Here is a 14,822-nt window from a genome sequence, read left to right on the forward strand (position 1 = left end):
TGACATAAAAGGATGAACTTAGATTAAAATAAAATTTACAGATACCCTTTTTCACTCATGACCTTTTGTACTTCACTGGTGATCTTTATCGCCCCCCGTTCGTTCAGATGATCTGCATCCCCCATGTCATCATCAGTAAACAGCTTCGAGTTGTATAAATCAATCAATAGAACTGATGGATATTCATCCAGCAAATCGTATAATTTTTTAAATAAAATTTCTGCTGACGGTAAATTCCGTTGAAATGCAGTTAAATGAGGAGGAAGTACAACAACTAAGTTAATATTGTCACTGGCAATTTCTATAATTAATTTTCTTAACCATTCGATCTGATCTGGCTCTCTAGTATTTTCTCTTAATAATTGTTGAGCACGTAAATCTGGCGGAGTTACAATATATTTTGTTTTTCTTTCGTAACCATAATAACTTTTTTCGATGTTCTGACTGTATTTGGAGCATTTCTTAAAAATACGCCTTTCTTGTTTTTGGTCAATGAAGCCACGTTCCTGATAATCAATATTAAAAAAATATTTATAAATAACTAATCTATATCGCTCCTTCAGTCTGATAAGCGACATTCCATTTGCCGGGACATTATAGAAATAGACAACATTCTTTAATTTTGGCAGCCCTTTTTTTATTTGATGATACAGATGATAGTTAAAATACAGATCTGAGCTTATCAATCCTAGATTATAAGAATTCTTGATCAGGGGAGAATAGAAACCATAGTCCGTATTGGATCCTCTAATAGCGAGCGTCTCGATGGTGTCAGCATGACGCATCAGTCCATGCTTTTTTCGATAAACATAGCCTATGAAATCCTCTGAATCATAATAATTTATTTTCTTGGATTTACGGCGCTCATGATACTCCACCATAAAATTTGGAAGCATCATTTTAATTACTTTTTTTAATTGCTTCTTCATTTAGATTGCAAAAAAAAATTTACTGATTGAATTACCGTATCGATATCATCTTCACTCATCACAGGGCTTATTGGCAAACTTAAAACCTCTTGATGAATTTTTTCTGTAAAGGGAAAATTCATTTCATCCATTTCTTTGTAAGCCTCCTGTTTATGAGGAGGAATAGGATAATGTATGAGGGTCTGTACCCCTTTTTCAGTCAGAAAATTTTGAAGTTTTTCACGCTCAGGAGTTCTGATGACGAACAGATGCCATACATGCTCTGCGGGATCAGCCGGAATTTCCGGAAGGATCAGGGCTGGGTTTTTAATCTCCGCCAGATATTTTTCAGCGATGGCTTTCCTTTTGTTGTTTTCTTCGTCAATATAATTCAGTTTTACATCGAGGACTGCTGCCTGAATCTCATCCAGACGGGAATTCAGTCCCTTGTAAATATTAACATATTTTTGATTGGAACCGTAGTTGGCCAATGCTCTGATGGTTTTTGCCAATTCCCCGTCATTCGTTGTTACCGCACCGGCATCACCCAGCGCACCAAGGTTCTTTCCGGGATAAAAACTGAAACCGGCAGCATCGCCCAAATTTCCTGTTTTTACGCCATTCCATTCCGCACCAATGGCCTGCGCGTTGTCTTCTATAATTTTCAGCTGATGTTTTTGAGCCAGTGCATTCAGGTCTTCTGAAAAGACAACTCTTCCGTACAGATGCACAATCATCACTCCTTTCGTACGGGAAGTGATTTTTTCTTCAATCTTTGCAAGATCAATATTGTAAGTGCTGATATCAGGTTCTACCAGAACAGGAACCAGTCCGTTATCCGAAATAGCCAGTACAGAAGCGATATAAGTGTTTGCCGGAACAATGATTTCATCGCCTTCCCGCATCACCCCCATTTCAATATAAGCTCTTAAAATAAGACGGAGCGCATCAAGACCATTAGCCACACCAATGGCGTGTTTAGCGCTGATATAGGAAGCAAGATGTTCTTCGAAAGTTTTTACTTCGTTGCCCAAAAGATACCAACCTGAACGGAAGGTCTGTAAGAGTTTCGCTTCAATTTCCTGCTGATGGGCAAGATTGATTTTCTGTAAGTCTAAGAATTTAATCATTGGTAAGTTATATTTCCTTTTTCATCTATGGTTCCTCTCTGTTTTGCCGGGTTGCCAAACCAAACCGTGTTGGCAGGCACCTCCTTGGTTACCACACTGCCTGCACCAATCAATGCAAATTCACCGATGATATTTCCGGCGACAATGGTAGCATTGGCTCCGATGGAAGCGCCTTTCTTAACCAAAGTTTTTGCAAAGGCTTCAGGATACTGTTTCGATCTCGGAACCAAATCATTCGTGAACGTCACATTGGGACCAATAAAGACGTTATCTTCCAAAGTCACCCCGTCCCAAATCTGAACACCGGGTTTGATGGTGACATTGTCGCCGATTTTCACATCGCTCTCAATGAATACCTGACAGTTGATATTGCAATAGTCACCAATCACTGCATCTTTTAAAATAACGCAGAACTGCCATACGGAAGTATTTTCACCGATATTAAGCGTCTGAACATCGGCAAGGGGATGGATTTTAGCCATTTCTGAAATTTAAAAATTCCTGGTAATCTCTCATATAATCGCTTTCAGTGTATTCCATGGAAGCCAGTACAAGGCACACACTTCCGCTTGAAAAATCTTTCATTTCGCGCCAGATACCGGGTTTGATGTGCAGTGCTTTATTGGGATGGTTAAGAAATACTTCTTTTTTATTTTTGCCATCATCCAAAACAAAAGTAAAAGACCCGCTCGCTGCAACCACATACTGCTGCAACCCGTAATGACCGTGCCCACCTCTTTCTGCTCCCATAGGAACATCGTACAGATAATAAATTCTTTTTATGTCAAAAGGAATATTCTGGTGGTTTTCCAGTACTGAAATATTTCCGGATTCATTATGAACGATAGGAAGTTCAACGACACAGCAGTCATTCACTGAAAATTTATTATTCATTTTTCAATTTCTTAAATTCTTCAAAATCCCTGATATAGTCTTGATCATCAAAATGCCTGTCAGAAACGATAAGCGCTAAAGCATTGGTAGAAAAGTTCTCTAGTTTTCTCCAGTACATTTTGGGAACATATAAACCGTAATAGGAACGGTTTAACGGGAATTTTATTTCTTGGGTTCCATCATGAAGCACAACATCAAAACTTCCGGACAATGCTACAATAAATTCCTGTTGCTCTTTGAAAGCATGACTTCCACGCGTTTCGCCGCCGGGTACATCATAAATCCAGTAGGTCCTTGCAATCTCAAAAGGAAGTTGCTTCGGGCTTTCAAAGAAAGAAAGATTTCCGCGGGGATCAACTATTTTCGGAAGTTGTATAATTTGAGGAATCATATATATTTTTTTTAAGCCATTAAAATCGTGCATCAATCATTCCCAAACAAATCCCTCGTATAAACTTTCTCTTCCACATCGGCGAGTTCGGGTGCTTTGCGGTTGGAGATGATGACATCGCATTCCTTTTTAAAGCTTTCCAAATCTTTGGTGACGCGAGAACCGAAGAAGGTTTCTTCTTTCATTACGGGTTCGTACACCACCACTTCCACGCCTTTTGCTTTGATGCGCTTCATCACGCCCTGGATCGCGGAAGCCCGGAAATTGTCGGAACCGGATTTCATAATTAACCGGTAAACGCCCACTTTCTTAGGGTTTTTTGCTAAAACAGAATCGGCGATAAAATCTTTTCTGGTTCGGTTAGCATCCACAATCGCACTGATAATGTTATTGGGTACCGCATCATAGTTAGCCAGCAACTGTTTGGTGTCTTTTGGCAGACAGTAACCGCCATAGCCAAAAGACGGGTTGTTGTAATGCGAACCAATGCGGGGATCCAAACCTACGCCTTCGATAATCTGCCGGCTGTCGAGCTGATGCGTCTGCGCATAACTGTCGAGTTCGTTGAAATACGCCACCCTTAATGCAAGATAGGTATTGGAGAAAAGTTTAATCGCTTCGGCTTCTGTGGAATGGGTGAATAACACCGGAATGTCTTTTTTGATCGCCCCCTCCTTGAGGAGTTCCGCAAAAACCTCTGCTCTTTGGCTCTGTTCGCCAATGATGATTCTTGAGGGATATAAATTATCATACAACGCCTTACCTTCCCGCAAGAATTCCGGGGAAAAGATGATGTTCTTAAAATCCAGTTTCTTTTTTAAATCTTCAGTAAAACCCACCGGTACCGTGGATTTAATGATGACCACCGCTTGCGGCCGGTATTTTTTAACGTCAGCAATCACCGTTTCCACGCTGCTGGTGTTGAAGTAATTGGTTTTCGGATCGTAATCCGTCGGAGTCGCCACGATCACATAATCGGCGTTCTGGTATGCTTCCTGCTGATCGGTAGTGGCTTTAAACTGTAAGTTTTTATTTTGCAGAAAATCACTGATTTCGTGATCCTCAATCGGCGAAACCTGTGCATTGAGCATCGCCACTTTTTCGGGAACAATATCAAACGCCACCACCTCATGATGCTGCGCGAGTAAAAGGGCATTGGAAAGCCCTACGTAGCCGGTACCGACAACTGTGATTTTCATACGTTCTTATAATGTGTTTTCTGCTCCTTCCAAAACGCCCTTAACATCATACACCACCGCTTTTTCTTTAAGGCTGAGGTTCAGGTCCAGGTTCAGGAATTCGTTGTGGGCTACTCCTAGGACTACTGCATCGTACTTTAAGGCTGAGGTTGAGCCTAAGGCTGAGGTGCTTTCCAGCTGCGCGGCGGAAAGAGATTCCTCGCTGCGCGCGGAATGACAGGGTAAAGTATTATAACAGGTCAATCCGTACTCATGTTTTACTTCCTCCGGTTTTGCCCAGGGGTCGTAAATGGTGACCTTGATGCCGTAGTCTTTCAATGCGGCAACCACATCTACAATTTTGGTATTGCGGACATCCGGACAGTTTTCTTTAAACGTGATTCCCAGCATCAACACTTCGGCACCGTTGACCGCAATGTCTTTTTTGATCATGGCTTTTACGACCTGAGAGGCGACATAGGCGCCCATGGAATCATTCATGCGTCGTCCGGCTAAGATGATCTCGGGATGGTAACCAAACTCTTGTGCTTTCTGCGCCAGGTAATAGGGATCCACGCCTATGCAGTGTCCGCCCACAAGGCCCGGTTTAAAGGGAAGGAAATTCCATTTGGTGCCGGCTGCTTCCAGCACATCATGGGTATTGATGTCCATGAGGTTGAAGATCTTCGCCAGTTCGTTCACAAACGCGATATTGATGTCGCGCTGCGAGTTTTCAATCACCTTCGCAGCTTCCGCCACTTTAATCGTGGGTGCGAGATGGGTTCCTGCGGTGATGACCGATTTATACAGATCATCCACGACTTTTCCAATCTCCGGCGTAGAACCTGAGGTCACTTTTAATATTTTTTCTACGGTATGCTCTTTATCGCCAGGATTGATCCGTTCCGGAGAATACCCTGCGAAAAAATCCTGATTGAATGTTAACCCCGACACTTTTTCGAGCACAGGAATACACTCCTCTTCAGTAGCGCCGGGATACACCGTAGATTCATAAATCACAACATCCCCTTTCTTCAGGACTTTCCCCACGGTCTCGCTGGCTTTGTACAGCGGCGTAAGGTCGGGCTTGTTATTCTTGTCTACGGGAGTAGGTACGGTGATAATGTAAATGTTGGCGTCTGCGATATCGGAAAGTTCGTGGGTGCAGTACAGTCCTCGCTTTCCTTCGACTGCGCTCAGGACAGGTGCAATGGACTGAGATTCCTCTGAACTGCGTTCGTAAACTTCGTCAGAAACTTTCGTTTCTTCCTTGTTTAGGCTCGGAATGACAAAGGGATTCACTGTGATAAGGACCGATTTCAAAAGGTCTTCTTCGACCTCGAGGGTGAAATCATTTCCGGCATTGAGTTCCGCGATCCGCTGTTGGTTGATATCGAACCCTACGACTGGGTATTTCGTAGCGAAAAGTCGGGCCAAAGGAAGCCCTACATAGCCAAGGCCAATGATGGCGATTTGATGTGTCATATAAATACTTTAAAAGAACGGTATTAAACAATAAAATATTGGTTTAAAAGTATTTACAATAAAATACTTCCGGTACTTTTCTGTTTTTTGAAGCGACAAAGGTAAGTATTTATTTATAAATGTAGGGGTAATGTGAAGGGAAGTTAACATAATTATTGGGGCGGGGTGTGATGAAGTGGTTGAATGGTCTGGTGGATTAGCGGCCTCTATAATAAAAATTTTCTGAGCCTTATCTCGCCGGCGGCGGCAGTCAATCGTTTGTTTGCTGAAACCACATTGTAAAAAATAGCTTTTGCCATTCCGTAGGAAACCTAGCGAAGGGGTTCGACGGAGTCAATCTCACCGAGGCGAAGGCGTGACAGTGCATTACTACTGTTCTTTTTGTCTTGACACAAAAAGAACCAAAAAGGTCAAGACTGGATCTTTTCGCTAAAAAAGTTTACATTCCGCTAAAAGATTTAAACTTGCGCGGAAAGGCGATTGTTTTCTCAATTTAAAGTGTGGCCGCGCTTCGGACAAAAAATCTTTCTTAACGCTCCATTGCAACTTTTTCTTAACGCAAAAATCTCCTAGGTCATTTGTTTCCAGTATTGCGGGGAGGTGATTTTCTTCTGAACTTCAACGAATCATTACCAATTGCTTTTGTCACCCCGAATGGGTCTCACCGTGGCAGAGCAGCAATCCTGTTCTTTTTTTCTTGATGCATTGCGAAGCATATCACGAATACCAGAGTAAAATAAATAAAGGATGAGTAAAAAAGAACGAAAAAATGACTCCTCTTCTCTATTTATTTTATTTGAATCGTCGAAACTTCGTTTTCAAGACTTGGATCTTTTTGCCTCATCCTGTTTATATTTTTAATGGAATCGGCGATCCGCCTATGGCGGATTGCTATAAAAGTTGAATTTCTTCTAAGAAATTAACTCCCTGCGGTCGTTGAACCACTACGTGAGGTTTCCCCAAAATTGACTCCCAATGGTCGTCGAACCGCAAGCGGTTTAACTCCCTGCCATCGTTGAAGCACAAGCGGTTTAACTCCCTTCGGTCGTTGAAGCACAAGCGGTTTAACTCCCTTCGGTCGTTGAACCACTCCGTTAGGTTTCGGGCGGGTAGGACGATTGTCGCTTTTAATGAAATGTACTGCCGCCACTCAAATGATTATTCGCCGATTCCTTTAAAAACAATTAAAAAGAATGAGGCAAACAGTGGGGATTTTTAGGCAGTTATTATTAGGAAGAGCGGTACACGAAGAAATCTCGATTTTTCTTTACGCAAATAACTCCTAGGTCATTGGTTTCTGGTATTCCGGGAGATGAATTTCTTCTGAACTGCAACAAATCTATAACCATTGCTTTTGTCACTCCGTAGAAGCCTCACCGAGCCGAAGGCGTGACGATGCAAAATTATTATCCTGTTTCTTGTACATTTGGACTCTTACAGAGCGACAAAGTTCTGTGGTTAAATAGTTGATTATAATTTAAAAAATTAAGCAATTCGGGAGGTGAATTTCTTCTGAATTGCAACAAATCTATAACCATTGCTTTTGTCACTCCGTAGGAAACCTAGCGAAGCGGTTCGACGGAGTCAATCTCACCACGGCGATGCCGTAACGGTGCAACAGCCAGCGTCCCACACCCATCAATCAGTATCCCACACTAAACCACTAACCCACTACACCACTAAACCACTCAAACACCCAGCTTCCAGCACCAAACTTCCCTCTTCCCTCTTCCCTCACTCAATCACTCAATCACTAAACCACTAACCCACTAACCCACTAAATCACTAAATCACTAAATCACAAAACCACTAACCCACTCCTCCACTACCTCAGATTCTCCCAATACCACTCCACGGCCTCTTTCAGTCCAGACTGTATGTTGTGCGTAGGTTCGTAACCTAAGAGTCTTTTCGCCTTTTCTACGGAGGCCAGCGAATGCGGGATATCGCCCGCGCGCTCCGGACCGTAAATGGTTTCCACCTTCAGGATTTCCGGATCATGAGCTCCGAGATATTCTTTGAGATAGGCGACCAATGTATTCAGCGTTGTGCGGTCGCCCACTGCTGTATTATAAACGGTGTTCACCGCCGCCGGGTTTTCGGAAAGCATCGCCTTTTCATTCATCTGGATGACATTGTCGATATACGTAAAATCACGGGAATAATCCCCGGTACCGTTGATGACAGGACTTTCGTGGTTCATGAGCTGAATGACAAATTTAGGAATCACCGCGGCATAGGCTCCATTAGGGTTTTGCTTCCTCCCAAAGACATTGAAGTAGCGCAGACCGACACATTCCATACCGTAAGTTTTCGAAAACACATCAGCGTAAAGTTCGTTCACATATTTGGTGATGGCATACGGTGACAGCGGCCTGCCGATGACCTCCTCCACTTTTGGCAGGGAAGCAGAGTCTCCATAGGTCGAAGAACTGGCGGCATAGATAAAACGTTTCACTTTCGCATCGCGGGCTGCCACGAGCATATTAAGGAAACCGCTTACATTCACGTCATTACTTGTAACAGGATCATTGATGGACCTCGGAACCGAACCCAGCGCAGCCTGATGCAGCACATAATCCTGACCTTCGCAGGCTTTGGCACAGGTATCAGCGTCGCGGATGTCCCCTTCGATCAGGGTAAACTGCGGATGCTCCAGCAGATGCTCGATATTATGCATAAAGCCGGTTGCGAAATTATCGAGACAGGTGACCTGATCGCCTTTTTCGATGAAATATTCGCAGAGATTTGAGCCGATGAATCCGGCACCGCCGGTAATGAGTATTTTTTTCATAGTATAATGGTGAACAGAATGCCCCGTTCCAATAATGTTAACAGGCCGCAAATTTACAAAATAGAGACCAGTATGGGTGAGGTTTGTGGTAATTGTGTGAAGGAGAGGAGAGATTTTAGATTTTAGATTATAGATGCTGGAAGCTGAATATTAGATTTTTGATTTCAGAAGCCAGATGCTAAATGCTAAATGCCAGAAGCCAAACGCCAAACGCCAGAAGCCACATGCCTCACTAAACCACTAAACCACTACACCACTTAACCAGAAACCACTACACCACTTAACCAGAAACCACTACACCACTCAACCACTACCCCATTCAAGCACTCCATCACTCAACCACCCAGCGTCCTACAGTCCAAATCTCTTCCACCACTTGATTTTCTGGCGGTGTTCTTCGGAATAGTAGCCGTAGCCAATCGTAGTTCCGTAACGGGTATTCTCAGGTTTTACACTGTTGAGGACGAAGGCCATATTATCGATTCTGTTTTCGTTGCGGAAGCCGTAAGCGAAGTCGATCATATCTTTCTCGGTAAAATCTGATTTCACCACATAGAGTACAGCGTCGGCATGTTCGATGAGGTGAAGGGTATCACTCACCAGCATCACGGGCGCGGAATCGAGGATGATATAATCATAGCGTTTTTTAAGTCCGGCAAGCATGGTGTCGAATTTCTGCATGTCGAGCAGGTCATTCGGGTTCGGGGCGATTTGTCCGCCAAACATCACATCCAGATTTTCATGCAGACCTGAAGGCCTTATAAAAGCATCCGGCTCCTGATCGTCAGAGACCAGATAATCGGTGAGCCCGGTATTTTTGCCCTTAAAAAAGCGGTCGAGCTGAGGATTACGGATATCGGCCCCGATGATGAGTACGGAACTACTTCCGGCTAACGTCACCGCTGTATTCATGGAGACCGTGGTTTTACCCTCTCCTTTAATGGAGGAAGTAACGAGCACAACGCCTCCCTTTTCCTGATTTTTTGCCTTGAGAAGGAATTTAAGGTTGGAACTCAGAATCCTGAAGGATTCGGAAAACACAGAAAAATCATTGGCATGCACGAGCTCATCCGGAGTCTCCTGTACCGGGATTTCACTGATGATGGAAGCGTCCGGAAAATGCGCCAGGATATGTTCCTTCGTATGCACCTTGGTATCCAGTGTGTTTTTTGCGAAGAAGAAAACAAGAGGCAGAAGGAAGCCTGCTGCAAGTGCGCCCAGAATAATCTGCTGGTTCTGAGGCTGTACTTTGCCGGTGGTAAACGCAGGGTTTACGATTTTGGCTTTGGGAGCCGTAACCGCCAGGGTAATGGCATTCTCTTCCCTTTTCTGTAAAAGGTAGAGGTAAAGCTGTTCTTTCAGCGTCTGCTGACGGTCGATGCTTCGGAAGATCTTTTCCTGAGTCGGGTATCGGCTGATATTGCCTTTGGCGACATTGAGCTGGGCATTCGCCTGGGCGATCTGAAGCTGCAGGGTCTCGCGGCTTTCCATCAGATTCTTGCGGATGAGGTTGCGCAGGGCACCGATCTGTTTGTTCATCTCTACCACGGCCGGATTCTCTCCGGTGGCCTGCTTCAGCACGCGGTTCCGGGTGAGCACGAGTTCGTTGTACTGTGTAATTGCCGTTTCAGCACCGGAATTAAGTCCCATTCCCGAAGGAAGGAGCTGCTCACTGCTGCTGGCGGAGAGTACCGAGTTTACGACATCAAGCTGCATACTTTTCTCAACAACGGCTTTTGTATTTTCTTCGGCACTGCCTAAAGCGATACCCGCCTGCGCATCGAGGTTGGTAATCTGGTTGGAACGCTTGAAATTTTCTTTCTGTCCTTCGATGCCTGAAAGGTCTTCCGTGATGATTTCCAGTCTTTCATTGATGAAATTCTGGGTATTCTGGGCTTCCTCATTTTTATCGTTCACCCCGTCGATAAGGTACTGTTTGGTAAGTTCGTTGAGGATATCCTCTGACTTTTGGGGAACCGGACCTACCATCGAGACTTCCATCAGCATTCCTTTGTTGGGCGGAAGACTTACATTGATGCTTCCTTCCAGTCCGCCAACTACCCTTGCAAGATTCTTGAAGACCACTTTCAAAGGGACTTTATTCCTGCTGCCGGGCTTGGCATCTACCTGAATCACACCAAAAGAAACCTGTACCGGGGTTCCGAAACGGTAGATTTTACCGGAGCCGGAAAGGCGGTACGAATTATTGCCCACAGGCGTCATTTCATATGTCGCACCACTGAAACCGGAAGGATTGTTTAAACTGATGATTCTGATCTCGTAGGGAGAATTCTTATAGAGCTCAAATTCCTTGATCTTTCCTGAACTGTACACGGACACATCGAGGTTAAGATTACGCGCCACCTTCTGTAAGATGGGCTTGGAAACGATCAGCGTGGTTTCACCCTGAAGTTCATCTGAACCGCTGACCCCCATTCCGAGGTTTTTAAGATCGTTAAGGGCCGTCGTATTTTTACCCTTGGATTCGAGGAGTTTAAGGGAGGTTTTGGTATGGTACTGCGGCTCAGCATACCGCAGATAGATTTGTGCAGCGGTATAAAAAACCGCCATGCTGATGAGGAACCACGGCCATTTCCTCAGGTATTTTACAATTTCTTTCTTAATGTTAAGGGGTTTCGCCTTCTGTACGGGTCCCGAAGATTCTAAAAGTTCCATGGTTTTATTTTCGGGTTAATGAAATAATAAGCGTAACAAGTCCCAAAGCGATACCGCCGTAACGGATCCATTTGTCGGTCGCGGAATCATTGTTGACGGCCACCTGTTTGTTGCGGTCGGGCTCTACATACAGAATATCGTTCTGCTGTAAATAGTAGTAAGGGGAATTGACGATCGAGGCCTCAGAAAGATCCAAAGACACGGTTTCATCTTTTCCCGTAGCTTCGGAAGTCCGGATGAGTTTCACATTCGTGCGGTTCGCGTCGTAAGTCAGATCTCCCGCCAGCGCAATGGCCTGAAAAATATTGAGTTTTTCTGTAGGACTGGTCTTCTGTCCGGGACTTTTCACCTCTCCGAGTATACTGATGTTGAAGTTGGTGAGGGTAATGGTCACCATAGGATCTGTCAGATAGCGTTTAAGTCTGCTTTCAAGGTCTTCTTTAAGCTGCTGCTTCGTCATGCCTTTGCAGTACACCGCGCCCAGAACCGGGAAAATAATGGTCCCATCGCTGTTGACGGTATATTCACTGGGGCTGCTTCCGGTATTGCCACCCGAGGTTCCTGATGTGGTATTTCCCGTCCGGTTCATGGTTGCAATATTGAATGGTCTTACCGCAATCTCATCGAAAGCAGAAACGAGGATTTGAAGCCGGTCACCTTCCTGGAGATGAAGGCCCGCGTATTTAGCCTGTGAAACTTCCTGTTGGAAGTTATCATTGGACATATAAACGATATTCTTTTTTGGTTTACAGGAAATCAGGAAGAGCGCAATAAATAAGATATGAAATACGGCTGCGTATTTTTTCATTGTTAAATTTTAAGATTACAAAAGTAAAGATATTTTCATCAGGCTGTAATCTTGGTCAAAAACCGTGCTGTTTCTACCACCAGTTTTCGTTCAGGTAATAATTTACGCCTAAAGCGATCAGCCTGTTATAGGTATTGTTACGGTCGTTATTCGGATATACCTTGCTGAAGCCTCTGTCGTAGCGAAGAAAGGCAGACCACTGCTGGGTGATCTTCAGACCTGCCCCGAAAGATACTCCATATCCGAATTTTTCAATTTCATCGTCAAGATTTACCTTGTAATGGGTGAGATCGTATGCGGGATCAACCTTTCTGTCTTCTCGCACCAGATATTCAATCCGAGGTCCAGCGAATAAAAAAAGATCTCTTTTCATATTACCTTTATGAAAAAACCACTTCAGATAGACCTGCATGGCTAAATAGTCATGATGGAATTTCTGCAATCCATAAATATCTTTTTTTACCTCAGCATTTTCACCTTGCATACTGTATTCAACCTGTGGCACTACATAGAGCCAGGCAGAATCGAAAACATCATTCTCCACCAATGGAATCTCGGCGAAAATCCCTAATCCACCTCCGTATTTTCCTATAGATCGGTCGTGAACACCCACGATAGAGCCTCTGTGAATATTCCCTGTTATTCCGTACTTAAATGACTGAGCACTAAGGATAACGGCTACGAATAGGGCAAGGACTGTACTTATTTTTTTCATATCGGACAACATTGACTGTTTGTGTGTAACGTAATATTTGTGCAAATTAATTAAAATTATTTCAATAATGGGTATTTTTTTTAATCCCTCCGCAGATTAACTTTAGTTAAAACGCCATTTTCAGGGAAGAATTGCCTGCAAGGGATGGGAGATGGGAGATTTTGGATGATGGAAGATGGAAGATGGGTGATGGAAGAGGGAAGAGGTATGCAGGGATGGGGTGCACGATGCTGGGTGTTTCGGTAGATCTAGTGGGTTGGTGGATTAGTGGGTTAGTGGACTGGTGGAAGAATGCCGGACCGGGAAACCGGAAACTTTAACGGGCTAAACTTTGTCAAAGTTCTGTTCATGCAACATAGACACTTTGACAAACTTTGTTTGGGTTGCAGGGTGGGTTTCCCTTCAAACTTTGTCAAAGTATTGTTATGCTGTTTAAAACTTTGACAAAGTGAGTACTCGCCTACTTTGTCAAAGTTCTGTTCATGCGCATAAGCACTTTGACAAAGTTTTTTTCGGTTGCAGGATCGATAACCCCTCGAACTTTGTCAAAGTATTGTTATGCTGTTTAAAACTTTGACAAAGTAGCAAATTGATCCCATCACCACTCAAGTACTCAAGTACTCAATCATTCACCCACTCACCCACTAAACCACTAACCCACTCACTCACTAAACCACTTTATTCCCAAACCTTTGTCACGTTGTAAGCGTCTCTGCAAAGCAAGGAAACCATTGTTCCGTTTCTGGAAAAATACAGGACTTAGGTTTCGGCTAAAGCCGGATACTACCGTAATTATTAAAATGGGCTAAAGACCATTCCTATTGATATTTTGATAATAACCCAGAATACAGCCTAAAAAGAACGCTGATAACGTGGAAGGAAAACCCCGTCACCACTACAATACTCAATCCCTCAGCCACTAACCCACTCATCCACTAACCCACTCATTCACTCAACCACTCAACAGCCCTCAGAATCTCCTCATACTCAAAACCCCGCCCCAGCAGGTATTTAGTGGTCTTCGATTTCTTCTGATATTCTTTACCCGTCTGGCGGGCGTAGTACTTTTCATAGATTTTGAGGAGCGTCTTTTCATAATCCGCGTCATCGATTTCATCGAAACAGCGGTTGATGAGTTTCTCAGGTACCCCTTTAAACTTTAGGTGGTTCCGGATTTTGTTTCGTCCCCAGGATTTGATATAGAATTTCCCGCGGATATAGCTTCGGGCAAAACGCTCCTCATTGAGATAATTCTCGCGCATCAGATACAGCAGAATTTCTTCCTTCGCCTCCGGAATCAGCAGGAAGTCGCGCATCTTCTGCTCCACTTCCTGGTGACACCGGTCCTGATAGCTGCAGTAAGCGGCCATTTTCTGTTTGATTTCGAGGAAAGTGTAGGATTTGTGTTCCAAGGCTGAGGTTGAGGTTGAGGTTATTTTCCCTTGTTCTCTATAGTTTTAATGATTTTATTAAGTTCGTGAACCAAATCTTCAATTTTTGAAATAATGGCAGATGACTGCTGCTCTTCAAAATACTTTACCAAGGTTCCGTAAATAAGGTGGTTTTTTGTTGCGTTTGCTGAGCCCCGAGAAAACCTGTAAAACATTATCTTTTCCTTATCTCCACCTCTTCCAAATCCTTCAGAAATATTGGAAGAAATACTTTCGGCAGCTCTTCGGATTTGCGAAGTAAGTGCATAATCTTCTTTCTTCGGAAGCGATTTTGAAATCTCGAAAACTTCAACCGCGATATCCATCGCATGCTTCTAAACCGGCATTTGGGTAAAATCGGTGTACATAGATTGAGGTTAAGGTTAAGATTGAGGTTAAGGGTGAGGATGAGG

13 protein-coding genes are annotated in these 14,822 nt (G+C 43.8%); all 13 read right to left on the reverse strand.

Annotation, left to right across the window (positions count from 1 at the left end; genetic code table 11):
• Window positions 1–35: 35 nt before the first annotated feature.
• Window positions 36–929, reverse strand: coding sequence for a hypothetical protein (locus tag CDW55_RS01765; RefSeq protein WP_088468018.1), 894 nt, complete (start codon window positions 927–929; stop codon window positions 36–38).
• Entirely contained in the window at window positions 926–2,038 is a 1,113-nt protein-coding gene (locus CDW55_RS01770) for a DegT/DnrJ/EryC1/StrS family aminotransferase (RefSeq protein WP_088468019.1), read from the reverse strand. Before CDW55_RS01770 ends, CDW55_RS01765 begins: the two co-directional genes overlap by 4 nt.
• Window positions 2,035–2,520 (reverse strand): acyltransferase, encoded by a 486-nt coding sequence (locus CDW55_RS01775; protein ID WP_088468020.1) that lies wholly within the window; start codon window positions 2,518–2,520, stop codon window positions 2,035–2,037. Before CDW55_RS01775 ends, CDW55_RS01770 begins: the two co-directional genes overlap by 4 nt.
• On the reverse strand, window positions 2,513–2,932 hold the full coding sequence (locus tag CDW55_RS01780) for a sugar 3,4-ketoisomerase (protein WP_088468021.1): 420 nt from the start codon (window positions 2,930–2,932) through the stop codon (window positions 2,513–2,515). Before CDW55_RS01780 ends, CDW55_RS01775 begins: the two co-directional genes overlap by 8 nt.
• Window positions 2,925–3,323 carry a sugar 3,4-ketoisomerase gene (locus CDW55_RS01785; RefSeq protein WP_088468668.1) on the reverse strand — a complete coding sequence of 133 codons (399 nt, stop codon included), beginning with the start codon at window positions 3,321–3,323 and terminating at the stop codon, window positions 2,925–2,927. The genes CDW55_RS01780 and CDW55_RS01785 overlap by 8 nt, the downstream gene beginning before the upstream one ends.
• A 32-nt stretch (window positions 3,324–3,355) precedes the next feature.
• Window positions 3,356–4,522 carry a nucleotide sugar dehydrogenase gene (locus CDW55_RS01790; protein ID WP_088468022.1) on the reverse strand — a complete coding sequence of 389 codons (1,167 nt, stop codon included), beginning with the start codon at window positions 4,520–4,522 and terminating at the stop codon, window positions 3,356–3,358.
• A 6-nt stretch (window positions 4,523–4,528) separates the two neighbouring features.
• Window positions 4,529–5,986 (reverse strand): nucleotide sugar dehydrogenase, encoded by a 1,458-nt coding sequence (locus CDW55_RS01795; RefSeq protein WP_088468023.1) that lies wholly within the window; start codon window positions 5,984–5,986, stop codon window positions 4,529–4,531.
• Window positions 5,987–7,811: 1,825 nt separating this feature from the next.
• Window positions 7,812–8,780, reverse strand: a complete 969-nt coding sequence (locus CDW55_RS01800) for an SDR family oxidoreductase (protein ID WP_088468669.1) — start codon at window positions 8,778–8,780, stop codon at window positions 7,812–7,814.
• Window positions 8,781–9,131: 351 nt separating this feature from the next.
• Window positions 9,132–11,456 (reverse strand): GumC family protein, encoded by a 2,325-nt coding sequence (locus tag CDW55_RS01805; protein ID WP_088468024.1) that lies wholly within the window; start codon window positions 11,454–11,456, stop codon window positions 9,132–9,134.
• 4 nt (window positions 11,457–11,460) lie between these two features.
• Window positions 11,461–12,264: a polysaccharide biosynthesis/export family protein gene (locus tag CDW55_RS01810; RefSeq protein ID WP_088468025.1), complete on the reverse strand. Its 804-nt coding sequence runs from the start codon at window positions 12,262–12,264 to the stop codon at window positions 11,461–11,463.
• Between the two features lie 73 nt (window positions 12,265–12,337).
• Window positions 12,338–12,979, reverse strand: coding sequence for an outer membrane beta-barrel protein (locus CDW55_RS01815; protein ID WP_179285891.1), 642 nt, complete (start codon window positions 12,977–12,979; stop codon window positions 12,338–12,340).
• A 944-nt stretch (window positions 12,980–13,923) separates the two neighbouring features.
• On the reverse strand, window positions 13,924–14,349 hold the full coding sequence (locus CDW55_RS01825) for a regulatory protein RecX (protein WP_088468028.1): 426 nt from the start codon (window positions 14,347–14,349) through the stop codon (window positions 13,924–13,926).
• 62 nt (window positions 14,350–14,411) lie between these two features.
• Window positions 14,412–14,735, reverse strand: a complete 324-nt coding sequence (locus tag CDW55_RS01830; RefSeq protein WP_228399591.1) for a four helix bundle protein — start codon at window positions 14,733–14,735, stop codon at window positions 14,412–14,414.
• Window positions 14,736–14,822 lie beyond the last annotated feature (87 nt).

Source organism: Chryseobacterium sp. VAUSW3 (genome assembly GCF_002205795.1).
Taxonomy (GTDB): domain Bacteria; phylum Bacteroidota; class Bacteroidia; order Flavobacteriales; family Weeksellaceae; genus Kaistella; species Kaistella yananensis.